General features: G+C 66.7%; 13 protein-coding genes. 7 read left to right on the plus strand and 6 right to left on the minus strand.

Annotated elements, in window-relative coordinates:
* Positions 1-195: 195 nt before the first annotated feature.
* Positions 196-1383, plus strand: a complete 1188-nt coding sequence (locus AC5QAH_RS06390; protein WP_343236870.1) for a mechanosensitive ion channel family protein — start codon at positions 196-198, stop codon at positions 1381-1383.
* A 72-nt stretch (positions 1384-1455) separates the two neighbouring features.
* On the opposite strand, the gene AC5QAH_RS06395 is transcribed toward AC5QAH_RS06390, so the two are convergent.
* Genes AC5QAH_RS06395 through typA form a run of 3 tightly spaced genes read right to left on the minus strand, consistent with a single transcriptional unit; the run spans position 1456 to position 5446 of the window.
* Complete coding sequence (locus tag AC5QAH_RS06395) at positions 1456-3078, minus strand: amidase (RefSeq protein WP_495232198.1); 1623 nt, start codon at positions 3076-3078, stop codon at positions 1456-1458.
* 41 nt (positions 3079-3119) lie between these two features.
* A complete protein-coding gene (locus tag AC5QAH_RS06400) occupies positions 3120-3587 on the minus strand; it encodes a DUF2127 domain-containing protein (protein ID WP_005408223.1) in 468 nt (155 codons plus the stop codon).
* An 11-nt stretch (positions 3588-3598) separates the two neighbouring features.
* Positions 3599-5446: a translational GTPase TypA gene (gene typA / locus AC5QAH_RS06405; protein WP_010483969.1), complete on the minus strand. Its 1848-nt coding sequence runs from the start codon at positions 5444-5446 to the stop codon at positions 3599-3601.
* A 273-nt stretch (positions 5447-5719) separates the two neighbouring features.
* Between typA and AC5QAH_RS06410 the strand changes: the two genes are divergently transcribed.
* From AC5QAH_RS06410 to AC5QAH_RS06435, 6 genes are all read left to right on the plus strand, one after another.
* Entirely contained in the window at positions 5720-6211 is a 492-nt protein-coding gene (locus tag AC5QAH_RS06410) for a peptidylprolyl isomerase (protein WP_004153629.1), read from the plus strand.
* 118 nt (positions 6212-6329) lie between these two features.
* Positions 6330-7316 (plus strand): malate dehydrogenase, encoded by a 987-nt coding sequence (locus AC5QAH_RS06415; RefSeq protein WP_004153634.1) that lies wholly within the window; start codon positions 6330-6332, stop codon positions 7314-7316.
* 122 nt (positions 7317-7438) lie between these two features.
* Entirely contained in the window at positions 7439-8053 is a 615-nt protein-coding gene (locus tag AC5QAH_RS06420) for an RluA family pseudouridine synthase (RefSeq protein ID WP_125438573.1), read from the plus strand.
* Between the two features lie 622 nt (positions 8054-8675).
* Positions 8676-10556: a propionate--CoA ligase gene (prpE, locus tag AC5QAH_RS06425; protein WP_495232199.1), complete on the plus strand. Its 1881-nt coding sequence runs from the start codon at positions 8676-8678 to the stop codon at positions 10554-10556.
* Between the two features lie 195 nt (positions 10557-10751).
* Positions 10752-11255 carry a hypothetical protein gene (locus AC5QAH_RS06430; RefSeq protein WP_191863884.1) on the plus strand — a complete coding sequence of 168 codons (504 nt, stop codon included), beginning with the start codon at positions 10752-10754 and terminating at the stop codon, positions 11253-11255.
* A 46-nt stretch (positions 11256-11301) separates the two neighbouring features.
* Positions 11302-12357: a suppressor of fused domain protein gene (locus tag AC5QAH_RS06435; RefSeq protein WP_495232200.1), complete on the plus strand. Its 1056-nt coding sequence runs from the start codon at positions 11302-11304 to the stop codon at positions 12355-12357.
* A gap of 67 nt (positions 12358-12424) precedes the next feature.
* On the opposite strand, the gene AC5QAH_RS06440 is transcribed toward AC5QAH_RS06435, so the two are convergent.
* From AC5QAH_RS06440 to AC5QAH_RS06450, 3 genes are all read right to left on the minus strand, one after another.
* Positions 12425-13036: a glutathione S-transferase N-terminal domain-containing protein gene (locus AC5QAH_RS06440; protein WP_043401403.1), complete on the minus strand. Its 612-nt coding sequence runs from the start codon at positions 13034-13036 to the stop codon at positions 12425-12427.
* 84 nt (positions 13037-13120) lie between these two features.
* Positions 13121-13579 (minus strand): cell wall hydrolase, encoded by a 459-nt coding sequence (locus AC5QAH_RS06445; protein ID WP_004154513.1) that lies wholly within the window; start codon positions 13577-13579, stop codon positions 13121-13123.
* A 298-nt stretch (positions 13580-13877) separates the two neighbouring features.
* The gene (locus AC5QAH_RS06450; protein WP_312720106.1) at positions 13878-15908 is read right to left on the minus strand and encodes an FAD-dependent oxidoreductase; all 2031 of its coding nucleotides are present in this window, start codon (positions 15906-15908) and stop codon (positions 13878-13880) included.
* Between the last annotated feature and the right edge of the window lie 98 nt (positions 15909-16006).

Raw genomic sequence — 16006 nt, forward strand, 5'->3', positions numbered from 1 at the left:
GCCGCGGCCAAGCCCCCATGGAAGGGTTTACGGCGTCTCCCGCAACCGGACCCTCCCCGCCATCCCACAGGAAACACGCTTCTGCTGTTGCTGTTGAGGTTGCCGGCCAGCGGCCGGCACTACAGCAGGTGCAGGGCTGCAAGCCCTGCCGACCAACACCCTTCTTACGAACGACTGACGTGACACTCATGCCCCATGCGCGAGGCTGTCTGCTTGGCTGTTCGAGTGGAGGTGGCAACAGTGCACTGGCAAAGCGCACAGGCCTACGCATGGCCGTTGGGATTGGCAGCAGTAGTGGGTGGCATCGGTGCGTGGCTGATCCTGTGGATCTACCATCGGCTGAAAGGGCGTGATCGCCGGCGTGCGCGCATCGGTCGTGTGCTGGGGCTGCCGATGGCCACTGCATGGCCGCTGCTGCTGTTGATTCCCGCCCTGCAGGCCACGCCGCTGCAGGATCCGTTGCTGGGCCATCTGCAGCATGTGCTGCACATCGCGTTGACTGCCTGCTTCATCTGGTTGCTGGTACGTGCGGTGGCGGCCGGTGAGCGCGCGATCCTGCGCAGCCATCCCATCGATGTCTCCGATAACCTGGAGGCGCGCCGCATCCAGACGCAGACGCGGGTGCTCAGTCGTGTGCTGATGGGCGGCATCGTCGTCCTGGGCGCGTCGTTGGTGCTGCTGACCTTCCCGATGGTGCAGAAGATCGGTACCGCGCTGCTGGCCTCGGCGGGCCTGATCGGTCTGGTGGCCGGTATCGCGGCCAAGCCGGTGTTCGGCAACCTGATCGCTGGCCTGCAGATTGCAGTGACGCAGCCGATCCGCCTGGATGACGTGGTGATCGTCGAAGGCGAATGGGGCCGCATCGAGGAGATCGGCAGCAGTTACGTGGTGGTGCGCATCTGGGATGAGCGGCGGATGGTGGTGCCGTTGACCTGGTTCATCGAGAACCCGTTCCAGAACTGGACGCGGCGCAGTGCCGATCTGCTCGGCACTGCGTTTCTGTGGCTGGACTACCGGGCGCCGATCGCGGCGATCCGCGCCGAACTGGAGCGCATCTGTCGTGGCGAAGCGCTGTGGGATGGCCGGGTCTGCGTGACCCAGGTGACCGAGACCAGCGAGCGTGCGATCCAGGTGCGACTGCTGGTCAGCGCGCGCAGCTCCGGTGATGCATTCGACCTGCGTTGCCTGGTACGCGAGCGCATGCTCGACTTCCTCGCGCGTGAGCATCCGCAGTCGCTGCCGCAGGTGCGTGCGCGGCTGCAACACGAAGACGAGCTGGATATGCCGCGCGGCCCACGTGCGCGCACCGCGGATGTGCGTTCGCCTGGCGCGGAGGATGGTGAAGCGGCGATCGTGCCGGCGGAGCCTGACCAGCCTCTGTAGAGCCGGGCCATGCTCGGCCGCTTTCGATTTTCCGGTGAAGCCGAGCGTGGGCTCGGCTCTACAGAAACACGATCACGGCTCGCCGGCGTCGATCAATGCATCGGTATCGAAGTGCGGCGGGCGCCGTGCGCGCGTGCGCTGCTCGTAGGCGTAGGCCATTTCGATCAGCTTCGGCTCGCTCCAGGCGGTGCCCATGAACAGCAGGCCGACCGGCAGGCCATCGATCTGGCCCATCGGTACGCTGAGGCTGGGATAGCCGGCCACGGCGGCCGCGCTGTAGCTCTCGCCGGGGAAGTCGTCGCCTTCGCTGCGGATCGGCCATGCCACACCGGTGGTGGGTGCGACCAGCGCGTCGAGCTGGTGGGCGGCGAGGGCGGCGTCGATGCCTTCCGGGCCGGCCAGGCGGCGCGCATCGCTGCGCGCGCGGATGTAGGCGGGGTCGGCCAGGCCAGCAGTGGCATCGGCCTCTACCAGCAGCTCCTGGCCGAACAGGCCCAGTTCCTGCTTGCTGTGCGCCTGGTTGAAGGCAATCAGTTCGGCCAGGCTGCGCAACGGCGCGCGGTGGGTGCTGAAGTAGCGCTCCAGCCCGGCCTTGAATTCGTACAGCAGCAGCGTGCGCTCGGCTTCGGCCCAGGCGCCCTGGTTGGGCAACTCGACGGGGACCACGACGGCACCAGCGCGACGCAGCTCGGTCGCTGCCTGATCGATCAGCGGCGGCATGCCGCGGTACTTCAGCAGCGGCGTCTGCAGCAGGCCGATGCGTTTGCCGCGCAGGCCCTGCGGGTCCAGGCGTGCGGTGTAGTCGTAGACCGCGCGGCCGGGCATGGTCGCGGTGGCCGGGTCGGCATCATCGCGGCCGGCGATCGCGGTCAGCACGGCGGCAGCGTCGGCGACGCTGCGTGCCATCGGCCCGGCAGTGTCCTGGCTGAAGGAGATCGGGATGATGCCGTCGCGGCTGACCAGGCCGACGGTTGGCTTCAGGCCGACCACGCCGTTGATCGCCGCCGGGCAGACGATGCTGCCATCGGTCTCGGTACCGATCGCCACGCTGGCGAGGTTGGCGGCCACGGCCACCGCGCTGCCGCTGCTGGAGCCACAGGGCGAATGACTCAGCCGATAGGGATTGCGGGTCTGGCCACCGCGCGCGCTCCAGCCGGAGATGGAGTCATTGCCGCGGAAATTGGCCCATTCGCTCAGATTGGTCTTGCCCAGCACCACCGCACCGGCTTCGCGCAGCCGGCGCACCAGGTAGGCATCGTCCGGACGGAAGCCCTGCAGGGCCAGTGAGCCGGCGCTGGTGGCCATCGGCGCGGCGTTGATGTTGTCCTTCAGCAGCAGCGGGATGCCATGCAGCGGGCCGCGCAGGCGTCCTTCGCGGCGCTCGCGGTCGCGCGCGGCGGCTTCCTTCGGGGCATCGGGGTTGAGCTCGATCACTGCGCGCAGGCGCGGCCCGGTGCGGTCCAGGGCCGCGATGCGCTGCAGGTAGGCCTGGGTCAGGGTGGTGCTGTCCAGTTCACCGGCGGACATTCGCGCCTGCAGGTCGGCAACATCGGTTTCGGCGTACGGGAACGGCACGTTGCGGCTCGCAGGTTCGGCCGCATGCGCGCTGGGCGTGGCCGGGCTGCAGCCAGCCGAAAGCAGCGCCGGCAGCGCGGCGAGCAGGCAGGTCAGCAGAGGCGGCAAGGACGGGCGCATGGGGCGGCTTGGTCGGCTCCAATCCCCAGTGTAGCGGGTGCTCAGCGGTGACGCTTGCGCAGGTCGCGGGCGAGGACGTAGACCACGATCAGGTTGATCGCCAGGATCGTCCACGACGGCCAGCCGGGATGGCGGATGATCGCGAAGATGTCGAACGGCAGGTACAGGGCGGCGGTCAGGCAGCCCAGCCAGGAAGCCCAGGCCTTGGCCCGCCACAGGCCCCAGGCCTCAACCAGGTGCAGCAGGCCGTAGCCGATCATCCCCGCCGCGGCCAGGTGGACCGCGTCGGGGCTGATCATGTGCAGCAGCGAGGGCAGGGTGCCATGGTCCGGATCCAGGCTGAAACGCCGGATCAGGGCCATGATGCCGTGCCGTAGCGGCTGCGGTCCGAGCACTTCCAGCCCGGTGGCGGCCAACAGCGCCAGCATCGCCTTGCTCGCTTCGAGCAGGGCGATGACATGGAGACCCGGATGCCGGTGTGGATCCGGGTTGTAGCCGCTCTGGTTCACGGGGTGCTGGCTCAGCCGCCGCGCGAAGCCTTCTTGCGGTCGCTTTCGGTCAGGAACTTCTTGCGCAGACGGATCTCCTTCGGGGTGATCTCGACCAGCTCGTCGTCTTCGATGAAGTCCAGGGCCTGTTCCAGCGAGTACTTGATCGCCGGGGTCAGCTGGATCGCATCGTCCTTGCCCGAAGCGCGCATGTTGGTCAGCGGCTTGGTCTTGATCGCGTTGACGGTCAGGTCGTTGTCCTTGGAGTGGATGCCGACCAGCTGACCTTCATACACGTTGTCGCCTTCAGCTGCGAACAGCTTGCCGCGTTCCTGCAGCGGGCCCAGCGAGTAGGCCGGCGTGGTGCCCGGCGCATTGGCGATCATCACGCCGTTGATGCGCTTGGCAATCGCGCCCTGTTCCTTCGGACCGTAGTGGTCGAACACGTGGAACAGCAGGCCCGAACCCTGGGTCAGGGTCTTGAACTCGTTCTGGAAGCCGATCAGGCCACGGGCCGGGATCGAGTATTCCAGGCGCACGCGGCCCTTGCCGTCCGATTCCATGTTCTTCAGCTGGCCCTTGCGGGTGCCCAGCTTTTCCATCACGCCGCCCTGGTGGATTTCTTCGATGTCCACCACCAGCTGCTCGATCGGCTCCATCATCTGGCCGTCGATTTCCTTGATGATCACTTCCGGGCGCGACACGGCCAGCTCGTAGCCTTCGCGACGCATGTTCTCGATCAGCACCGACAGGTGCAGTTCGCCACGGCCGGAGACCAGGAACTTGTCAGCGTCTTCCAGCTGCTCGACCTTCAGGGCCACGTTGTGGACCTTTTCACGGTCCAGGCGGTCCTTGATCTGGCGGCTGGTCAGGAACTTGCCACCGGACAGGTCCTTGTTGCCGGCGAACGGCGAGTTGTTGACCTGGAAGGTCATCGAGATGGTCGGCTCGTCGACGGTCAGCGCCGGCAGGGCTTCCGGGAAGTCCGGCGCGCAGATGGTGTCGGAGATGGTCAACTCCTGGATGCCGGAGATGGCCACGATGTCGCCGGCCTCGGCCGAATCCTGCTCGATGCGCTCCAGGCCCATGAAGCCCAGCACCTGCAGCACCTTGCCGTTGCGCTTCTTGCCTTCACGGTCGATGACCGCGACCTGCATGTTCTTCTTCAGGGTGCCGCGCTGGATGCGGCCGATGCCGATCACGCCCACGAAGTTGTTGTAGTCCAGCTGGCTGATGCGCATCTGGAACGGGCCTTCCGGGTCCACTTCCGGACGCGGCGCGTGCTGCATGATCGCTTCGTACAGCGGGGTCATGTCGCCGTCGCGCACGGTGTCTTCCAGGCCGGCGTAGCCGTTCAGGCCCGAGGCGTAGACGATCGGGAAGTCCAGCTGCTCGTTGGTCGCGCCGAGCTTGTCGAACAGGTCGAAGACCTGGTCGATCACCCATTCCGGACGGGCGCCCGGACGGTCGACCTTGTTGACCACGACGATCGGCTTGAAGCCCATCGCGAAGGCCTTCTGGGTCACGAAGCGGGTCTGCGGCATCGGGCCGTCCATCGCATCGACCAGGATCAGCACGGTGTCGACCATCGACAGCACGCGCTCGACCTCACCACCGAAGTCGGCGTGGCCGGGGGTGTCGACGATGTTGATCCGGTTCTTGATGCCGGTCTTCTTGTCTTCCCAGGTGATGGCGGTGTTCTTGGCCAGGATGGTGATGCCGCGTTCCTTTTCCTGGTCGTTGCTGTCCATCACGCGCTCGGCGAGGACGGTGCGCTCGGACAGGGTGCCGGACTGCTTCAGCAGCTGGTCGACCAGGGTGGTCTTGCCATGGTCGACGTGGGCGACGATGGCGATGTTGCGAAGATTTTCGATGGACATACGAAAGGGGGCCAGTCGGCGCCGGATTTGGAAAAAGAAGTCCAACATTATACGTCGAACTTGACGATTCGCGAAAAGGTGGATTTCACGCCGGTCATGGGGCCCATTCAGCTGGCTGTCCGCAGCGGCGGCCGAGGCCGCCAGGACCGTCGTGTGGCGCTCCCCCGCCGGCGGCTGAAGCCCGGATCTGCGCCCATGGTCGAAGCCGCCGCCGCCACGAGGCAGGTGTAAACTAGGTGGCTAGACGCGTTCCCCTCTGCATCAAGGATCTTCATGTCCCTCATCGCCACTTTCGACACCACCCAGGGCCCGATCAAGGTCGAGCTGTTCGCCGACAAGGCGCCGCTGACCGTGGCCAACTTCGTGAACCTGGTCAAGCACGGTTTCTATGACGGCCTGATCTTCCACCGCGTGATCGCCGACTTCATGATCCAGGGCGGCTGCCCGCAGGGTCGTGGCACCGGCGGCCCGGGCTACAAGTTCGAAGACGAGAAGAATGGCGTGAAGCACGAGGTCGGCTCGCTGTCGATGGCCAACGCCGGCCCGAACACCAACGGCAGCCAGTTCTTCATCACCCACATCAAGACCGACTGGCTGGACGGCCGCCACACCGTCTTCGGCAAGGTCCTGGAAGGCCAGGCCATCGTCGATTCGGTCAAGCAGGGCGACGTGATCCATTCGATCACCCTGGAAGGCGACGTCGACGCCGTGCTGGCCGCCCAGGCCGAGCGCGTCGCGGAGTGGAACAAGCACCTCGCCGCCTGATCCCCCTTCGAGACGGCCACCCACGGGTGGCCGTTTCCCTGTTCCCCGCCGCCCGCCAGGCCAGCGTGGCCACGCCCGCGGCGTCCCATCAAACGCTTGCAAGCAAGAGGAAACCCCCATGAAAGCACCCGTTCGTGTTGCCGTGACCGGCGCCGCCGGCCAGATCGGTTATGCCCTGCTGTTCCGCATCGCCTCCGGCGAAATGCTGGGCAAGGACCAGCCGGTCATCCTGCAGCTGCTGGAACTGCCGGTCGACAAGGCCCAGGCCGCCCTGAAGGGCGTGATGATGGAGCTGGAAGACTGCGCCTTCCCGCTGCTGGCCGGCATGGTCGGCACCGATGACGCCGAAGTCGCGTTCAAGGACGCCGACATCGCCCTGCTGGTCGGCGCACGTCCGCGTGGCCCGGGCATGGAGCGCAAGGACCTGCTGCTGGAAAACGCCAAGATCTTCACCGCCCAGGGCGCAGCGCTGAACAAGGTCGCCAGCCGTGACGTGAAGGTGCTGGTGGTCGGCAACCCGGCCAACACCAACGCCTACATCGCCATGAAGTCGGCGCCGGACCTGAAGCCGGAAAACTTCACCGCCATGCTGCGCCTGGACCACAACCGCGCGCTGAGCCAGCTGTCGACCAAGCTGGGCAAGCCGGTCGGTGGCATGGAGAAGCTGGTCGTGTGGGGCAACCACAGCCCGACCATGTACCCGGATTACCGTTTCGCCACCGCCGATGGCGCATCGATCGCCGATGCGATCAACGACCAGGAGTGGAACGCCAACACCTTCATCCCGACCGTGGGCAAGCGCGGCGCGGCGATCATCGAAGCCCGTGGCTCGTCCTCGGCTGCTTCGGCCGCCAACGCTGCCATCGACCATGTGCGTGACTGGGTGCTGGGCAGCAACGGCAAGTGGGTCACCATGGGCGTGCCGTCCGACGGTTCCTACGGCATTCCGGAAGGCGTGATCTTCGGCTTTGCAGTGACCACCGAGAACGGCAAGTACACCCTGGTCAAGGATCTGCCGATCGACGACTTCAGCCAGAAGTACATCGACAAGACCCTGGCCGAGCTGGAAGAAGAGCGCGCCGGCGTCGCCCACCTGCTGGGCTGATGCAGGCGGTACCGGCTCCGGCCGGTACCTCTTCCATCAAGGCGGGTATCGACCGTTGGTCGGTACGCAGAAAGCGGGGAGGCTTCGGCTTCCCCGTTTTCGTTTGGAATTCCTGGAACCGCATGATCCACCTGCATTACATCGATGACGCGCTGTTGGTGGCCGAGAAGCCGGCCGGCCTGCTGTCCGTGCCTGGCCGCAGCGCCGAGAACCAGGACTGCGTGGTCGGGCGCCTGCAGGCGCTGTACCCGGATTCGTTGACCGTGCACCGCTTGGATCAGGTGACCTCCGGGCTGCTGCTGCATGCGCGTGGCAAGGACATGCAGGCGGCGCTGTCGATGCAGTTCGAGCGGCGCCAGGTCGGCAAGCGGTATGAAGCGGTGGTGCAGGGGCTGCTCGAGGGTGATGCCGGCGAAGTGGACCTGCCATTGATCGTGGACTGGCCGAACCGGCCGAAGCAGATGGTCGACCATGAGCGCGGCAAGCCGGCGCTGACGCGTTGGCGCGTGTTGGCTCGTGATGTTGAAGCGCAGCGCACGCGCGTGGAACTGGAACCGATCACCGGCCGCAGCCATCAGCTGCGCCTGCACATGGCCAGCCTTGGTCATCCGATGGTCGGCGATGTGCTGTATGACGCGGCACCGGCGCAACGCGTGCATCTGCATGCGCGCAGCCTGCGGTTTACGCATCCGCTGACGGGCGAGGCGCTCGCGTTCGAGTCCGCGGCTCCGTTCTAGGGGCCGGCAGGGCTTGCAGCCCTGCACCTGCCGAAGCTTTCAGGCAACAGCAACAGCAACGTCAAAAACTAAAGCGGCATTCCGCGGGATGGCGGGGCACTGTGGGTGTGCGGGGACGCCGTGAACCCATCCATGGGGGCTTGGTCGCGGCATCCATGCCGCTCACACCCCGCACACCCACAGTGCCCCGCCTTCGACAGATTTCCGTGGTCGTTGGTAGGTGTCGACCTTGGTCGACACATCTGTCAGAAATCGAATCGAATGGAATTCATCCGCGCATGGCGTGGATCGAGCGTGTCGACCAAGGTCGACACCCACCAAGAGCAGGCAATGCCAGCCCGAAAGATTGCGGGGAACTGTCGAAGGCGGGGTGGGTCCGGTTGCGGGGGCGTGAGCCGCATGGATGCGGCGACCGAGCCTCCATGGACGGATTCACGGCGTCCCCCGCAACCGGACCCGCCCCGCCATCCCCGGTAAGCCAGCTTCTGCTGTTGCTTCGGCTTCTACAGGTGCAGGGCTGCAAGCCCTGCAGAACAAACCCACCCCCTACCAAGGTAGGGCGGCCCGCTCGCCAGCGCCGGACTATCCTCGAACCCATGACTTTGTCTGGGAGGGCTGCGTCATGAACTACGAGGAAACCTACCGTCGCTCGATCGACGAGCCGGAGGCCTTCTGGGGCCAGGAAGCCAAGCGCATCCATTGGCACAAACCGCCGCAGCAGGTGCTCGACTACAGCAACCCGCCGTTCCGGCGCTGGTTCGTCGGTGGTGAAACCAATCTCTGCTACAACGCCGTGGATCGCCACCTGGCCGAGCGCGCCGACCAGCTCGCGCTGGTCGCCATCTCCACCGAAACCAACAGCACGCGTGAGATCACCTATCGCCAGCTGTATCGCGAAGTGAACGACTTCGCCGCCGTGCTCAAGCACCTCGGCGTCGGTCACGGTGACCGCGTGGTGATCTACATGCCGAACATGGCCGAAGCCGTGTTCGCGATGCTGGCCTGCGCGCGCATCGGTGCGGTGCACTCGGTGGTGTTTGGTGGCTTCGCCGCGCACAACCTGGCGCTGCGCATCGACGATGCGAAGCCCAGGCTGCTCATCGCCGCCGATGCCGGCATGCGCGGTGGCAAGCTGATTCCGTACAAACCGATGGTCGACGCCGCCTGCGCCGAAGCGGCTTCGCCGCCACCGCATGTGCTGATCGTGTCGCGTGGACTGGATGCAGCCGAACCACGCGTGCCGGGCCGTGATGTGGAGTACGCCACGCTGCGTGCGCAGATCGGGGAAGTCGATGTGCCGGTGCAATGGCTGGAAGCAAGCGAACCGAGCTACCTGCTGTACACCTCCGGCACCACTGGCAAGCCGAAGGGCGTGCAGCGCGACGTGGGAGGTTACGCGGTGGCGATGGCGCAGTCGATGGAGACCGTGTTCGACTGCAGGCCGGGGCAGGTGATGTTCTCCACCTCCGATGTCGGCTGGGCAGTGGGTCATTCCTACAACGTGTACGGCCCGCTGATCGGCGGCTGCACTTCATTGTTGTACGAAGGGCTGCCGACCAATCCGGACCCCGGCATCTGGTGGGCACTGTGCGAGCAGTACAACGTGCGAACGATGTTCTCTTCGCCCACCGCCATCCGCGTGCTGAAGAAGCACGACGCAGACTTCATCCATCGCCACGACCTGCGCGCGCTGAAGTACCTGTTCCTGGCCGGTGAGCCGCTGGATGAACCGACCGCGCACTGGATCAGCGAAGCGCTCGGCAAGCCGATCATCGACAACTACTGGCAGACCGAAACCGGCTGGCCGGCACTGACCCTGCTGCCGGGCCTGGAGATGAAGCCGGTGCGCTTCGGTTCGCCGGGTTTCCCCAATCTCGGCTATCGGATGAAGGTGATCGACGAGAACACCGGTGAGGAAGTCGCACCGGGGCAGAAGGGCGTGCTGGTGGTGTCGCCGCCGTTGCCGCCGGGCTGCATGAGCACGGTGTGGAATGATGACAGCCGCTTCCTGCAGAGCTACTTCAGCCACTTCAAGGAACTGCTGTACAGCTCGCTGGACTGGGCGATCCGCGATGATGATGGTTACACCTTCATCCTCGGCCGCACTGACGATGTGATCAACGTGGCCGGGCACCGCCTGGGCACGCGCGAGATCGAGGAGGCCATTTCCAGCCATCCGCGCGTGGCCGAGGCTGCCGTGATCGGGGTCAAGGACGAACTGAAGGGGCAGGTGCCGCTGGTGTTCGTCACCCTCAAGCAGGGGCTCGATGGCGAGGATCCGGCGCCGGTGGTGGCCGAGATGATGGCGACGGTGACGACTTCGCTTGGTGCGGTAGCGCGCCCGGCGCATGTGCACGTGGTCAATGCACTGCCCAAGACCCGTTCGGGCAAGCTGCTGCGGCGCTCGTTGCAGGCGTTGGCCGAACAGCGCGACCCGGGTGACCTGTCGACGCTGGATGATCCCAGCGCGCTGGAGGAAATCCGCCGCGCGCTGGGCCGCTGACCTGCTTCTGTAGAGCCGAGCCAATCCTCGGCTCCGCATGCCTTGCCAAAGCAGCCGAGCATGGGCTCGGCTCTTCAGGGGAGGGCGTTGCTGCACCGCAGCTTCCCCCCTGCAACCGGTGCGCTAAGCTCGGCCCCAGGGGAGCGCGCCCGCCAGGGCGCGCAGGTGAAGCGCATCAAGGATCGGGGGGATGCAATGGCATTGCTGCACGCCAAGACGGCTGCTGGCCGTCAGGAAATCGAAGACCGTGGCCGGCGCCTGCCGGCAGCACTGCGCTCGATCCTGCTGATGGTCGATGGCCATCGTGACGACACCGAACTGCGCGGCCTGTTCGACGGCCTGCGCGCACCGGCCGATGCACTGGAGCAGCTGGAAGCGCAGGGCCTGATCGAAGTGATCGGTGGCAATGCCGAGGTGGCACCGGCACGTGGCATCAGCACCGGCCGCGAACAGGATCCGGCGTTGTACCAGCAGTTGTACGACGCGATGAGCGAGGCGGTGCGGCGCCACCTCGGCCTGAAGGGCTACTTCATGCAGTTGAAGATTGAACGCTGCACCGATGCACTGGCGTTGGAACGCCTGTGCCCGGAGCTGCTGGCCGCGGTGGGAAAGGCGCGCAGCCCGGCGCTGGCGCAGCGCTGGTGGCAGGAAACCCAGGCGGCGGTGGTGAACGCTGGCAATGAGGTCGTGCAGGCCTGACTCACCGCGTAAAGTTATCGGTTCACTTCCCCACAAGGAGTCCCGCGTGCAGGACGACCACGACGACACCGATACCCCCGGCTGGGACGCGATCAATGCGGCGCTGGCGCCCCTGTATGCCGGGCAGGAGCCGCGTCATTTCGGCACCGCGCTGCCTTACACGCTCGGTGGCCAGGATCCGCTGGATGGCATCAGCGTGTACTGGGTGGATGCGCCGGTACCGCACTGGCACTACATCACCTACGGCTTCTCCGAGCTGTACACCAAGGAGAGCAGTGATGCCGCCGCCAGCGGCTATGGTTTCGAGCTGACCTTCCGCCTCGCTGCCGAAGCCGGTGAACACGCCGGCAGCACGCCGCCGGCGTGGCCGATGAACCTGCTGCAGAACCTGGCGCGCTACGTGTTTGGCAGCGGCAACGTGTTCGAGGATGGTCACCATCTGAATGCCAACGGCCCGATCGCGCTGGAGACCGACACGCGCCTGTGCCACCTGGCCTTCATTGCCGATCCGCAGTTGCCTGCGCGCGACACCGCCAATGGCCACCTGCAGTTTCTGCAACTGGTCGGCCTGACCAACGAAGAGATGGAGGCGGTCAAGCGCTGGTCGACGCGCGGTGTGCTGCAGGCGCTGCAGCCGGCGATGCCGCTGTGGATCAGTGATCTGCACCGTCGCAACCTGCTGGAGGATCCGGCACTGGCAGCCCAGGTGCAGGCCGGCAGCGAGCGCGAGGGCTCCAGCACCGGCATGCTGTTCATCGAGACGTTGGACTGGAGGCAGGAGGCCGGCGTCGCCACCCTGGTGCTCGGCGCGGGCCAGGTCGCCAGCGTGTGCGAGCTGCTGCCGCTGCGCCTGCGCCACGGCAGATCGCTGGAACTGGTCAGCCGCGAGCGGCAGTGGGAGTTCGTTCCGGCCAGGGGCGGTGAAGTGGGCGACGTCTCCGCCGACAACGCGCGCTGGGCACTGGACGAGGCGGGATTGCGGGCTCTGGCGGGCGTGCGTGCCGAGCGCGGTATCTACCCGGTGGTGGAGGCGCTGCGCATCGAAGTGGTGCCGACCTACCTGCGCGATGCCAAGGGCGAAGTGATCCGCCAGATCGGCTGATCACGCTGCTGGAACCGAGGGGGTCAGAGCCGCCTGCTGCGCAGACGGATCCGACCCCAGGTCAAGATCAGGCCAGGCCTTCAGCCTTCAGCGCGGCCTGCACGCCGGCGTCGGCATCCATGCGCGCCTTGTAGGCGGCCAGGTTGTCCAGGCCGGACAGGTCGACCTTGGCGCCGGCGGCCCAGCGCAGGGTGATGTAGAAGTACGGATCGGCGAAGCTGCGGAAGCCGGCCAGCCACGGCTTGTCGGCCAGCTGCTTGTCGGCGGTCTCGAACAGGCCACGCAGGCGCTTGTGCGCGGCGGCGCGGATCGCATCGAACTGGCTCTCGTCGGCGATGAACTTGCCCGGCGCGAACAGCGGCGAGAAGGCCGGATGCACATCGGAATTGACGAAGGCCAGCCAGCGGGTGGCTTCGGCGCGCTGGCGCGGGCTGCCATCGCCGCCGAGGCCGGCCTGCGGGTAGGTGTCGGCGATATAGCCCATGATCGCGGCGTTCTGCAGCAGCACGAAGTCGCCGTCGACCAGTGCGGGGACGGCACCGGCCGGATTGATCTTGAGGAATTCCGGCCCCTTCAGGGTGTCCTTGTTCAGCAGTTCAACCTCGAACGGCTGGCCGGTCCACTGCAGGGCGATGTGGTCGGCGGTGGAACAGGCACCGGGCTTGCTGTACAGCTTCATGGGAACTCCAGGTGATGCGGGCGGGAAACACCCACTATCCCAGAGCCTGCCCGCGGGCGGCAACGCTGCCGCCAGCACGGATCGTTACGACTGCCGCGGCTTGAGGTTCTGCACCTTATAGAAGGTGTGATCGCCGATGGTGGCCACCTGGTACGCATTGCGCCAGTTCGGGCTGGCGATGGACAGCGCGGCGAAGTGGCTGGCACCGGGCACGATCTCGCGGCGCTCGCCGGCCGGCAGCGCCCAGTTGCGCTCGGCGTCGAAGGCCACGTTCATCGCCTCGCTCCAGGCCGCGTCGTTGCCCAGCTGGGTACCGGGGGAGACGATGGTCGGTGCGAACTGCTTGCGCGCGGTGACCACCTGGCACATCGAGTCGCCCCACAGGCCACTGTCGAGACGGCGCAGGGCGACCTCGGCGACGGCCTGCTGGCCCCGCAGGGTCTGGTCGCGGGCTTCCAGGTAAACGGTGGTGCTCAAACACAATGAATCAGCGGCCGGCTGCGGCAACAACTGCGACAGCCAGAGAATCCAGGCCAGTTTCATATAACTCCTTGCTCCGTGTGGGCCGCACCCTCCGGTTCCGGCCGCGGGGGCGACAGGAGGCGGGGTACGACTTGGCGTCATGGGGAGGCGGCCATCGGGGCCGCCCCGTGGGCAGCCCGAAAAGAAACGATCAGTACCGATCGAGGGGGCTGCGCCGGCTCACCGGAAACTGGCTGGTGAGCGGAAAGATGGCGCAAGGTAGGGGGGGATAGCCGAACGCATCGTGAACCGTGCGACTTGACATTCAGGTTCGGCAGGGGTGACGGAAATCACATTCCGCCCCCCATTCAGGCCCTCATCAGAGCGCAGCGGCGACCCGGCTGCCCTGGTCGATCGCCCGCTTCGCATCCAGTTCGGCGGCCACATCGGCGCCGCCGATCAGCTGCGCGTTGATGCCGGCGGCCTGCAGTTCGGCCTGCAATGCGCGGTTCGGTTCCTGCCCGGCGCAGATCACCACATGGTCGACCGGCAGCAGCTGTTCGCTGCCTTCCACGCGGATGCGCAGGCCCTCGTCGTCCACGCCCAGGTACTCGACGCCGCCGAGCATGCGCACGCCCTTGGCCTTCAGCGTGGCGCGATGGATCCAGCCGGTGGTCTTACCCAGTCGCGCGCCGGGCTTGCCCGGGCTGCGCTGCAGCAGCCACAGCCGGCGCGGCGAGGCTTCTGCCTGCGGCCTGGCCAGCGAGCCGCGGGCCTCGAACGTGCTGTCCACGCCCCATTCGGCCATCCAGCGCTGCGGGTCCAGCGAGGGCGACTCACCGGCGTGGCTGAGGAATTCGCCGACATCGAAGCCGATGCCGCCGGCGCCGATGATCGCCGCATTGGCGCCCACTTCGACCCGCCCCAGCAGCACGTCCAGATAGCTGACCACCTTGGCGTGGTCGGCGCCGGGGAAATCGACCTTGCGCGGGGTGATGCCGGTGGCCAGCACCACCTTGTCGAAGCCGGCCAGGTTGGCGGCATCAGCACGGGTGCCGAGGCGCAGCTGCACGCCGGTCTCCTGCAGCGTGTGGCGGAAGTAGCGCAGGGTCTCGTAGAACTCTTCCTTGCCGGGGATGCGCTTGGCCACGTTGAACTGCCCGCCGATCTCGTCGCCGGCATCGAACAGGGTGACCTGGTGGCCGCGCTGGGCAGCGACGGTGGCACAGGCCAGGCCGGCGGGGCCTGCACCGACCACGGCAACCTTCTTCGGCGTAGTGGTGGGGCGGTAGACCAGCTCGGTCTCGTGGGCGGCGCGCGGATTGACCAGGCAACTGGCCAGCTTGTTCTCGAACACGTGGTCCAGGCAGGCCTGGTTGCAGGCGATGCAGGTGTTGATCGCCTCGGCGCGGCCGGCACGGGCCTTGTTCGGCCACTGCGGGTCGGCCAGCAGCGGCCGCGCCAGCGACACCATGTCGGCGCCGCCATCGGCGAGGATGCGCTCGGCGACGTCGGGCATGTTGATGCGGTTGGTCGCCACCAGCGGCACTTTCACATGTGGCTTGAGCTTGGCGGTGACCCCGGCGAAGGCAGCGCGCGGCACCGAGGTGGCGATGGTCGGGATGCGCGCTTCGTGCCAGCCGATGCCGGAATTGATGATCGTTGCGCCGGCCGCCTCGATCGCCTGCGCCTGCTGCACGATCTCTTCCCAGTTGCTGCCGTCGTCCACCAGATCCACCAGCGACAGGCGGTAGATGATGATGAAGTCCGGGCCGCAGGCCTCGCGGATACGGCGCACGATCTCCACCGCGAAGCGCATGCGCTGGCGCGCGTCGCCACCCCAGGCATCGGTGCGCTTGTTGGTGCGCGGGGCGATGAACTCGTTGATGAGGTAGCCCTCCGAGCCCATCACTTCCACGCCGTCGTAGCCGGCCTCGCGGGCCAGCTTCGCGCTGCGTGCGTAGTCGGCGATATGGCGCTCGACGCCGCTGGCCGAGAGCGCGCGCGGGGTGAACGGGTTGATCGGTGCCTTCAGCTTCGACGGCGCCACCGACAAAGGGTGGTAGGCATAGCGGCCGGCATGCAGCAGCTGCAGGCAGATCTTCGCGCCGTGCTGGTGCGCGGCGGCGGTGAGCTGGCGGTGCGGGCGTACTTCCCACGGCCAGGACAGCTTGCCGCCGAACGGCTTCAACCAGCCCACTACATTCGGCGCGAAGCCACCGGTGACGATCAGGCCGACGCCGCCCTCGGCGCGTTCGGCGAAATAGGCCGCCAGCCGCGGGAAGTCGCGGGCGCGATCCTCCAGGCCGGTGTGCATCGAGCCCATCAATACGCGGTTGCGCAGCTGGGTGAAGCCCAGGTCCAGCGGGGCGAACAGGTGGGGATAGGCGCTTTCGTTGGCTGGCGACATGGTCGATACGCTTGCGTACGGAAGCGCGAAGCGTGCCGCGAAACGGCGGCCGGAGCAAGGGCTGGCGAATCGGTAGCGCCGGGCCATGCCCGGGGACG

It is taken from the genome of Stenotrophomonas sp. YJH_SMC_43, from assembly GCF_059372535.1.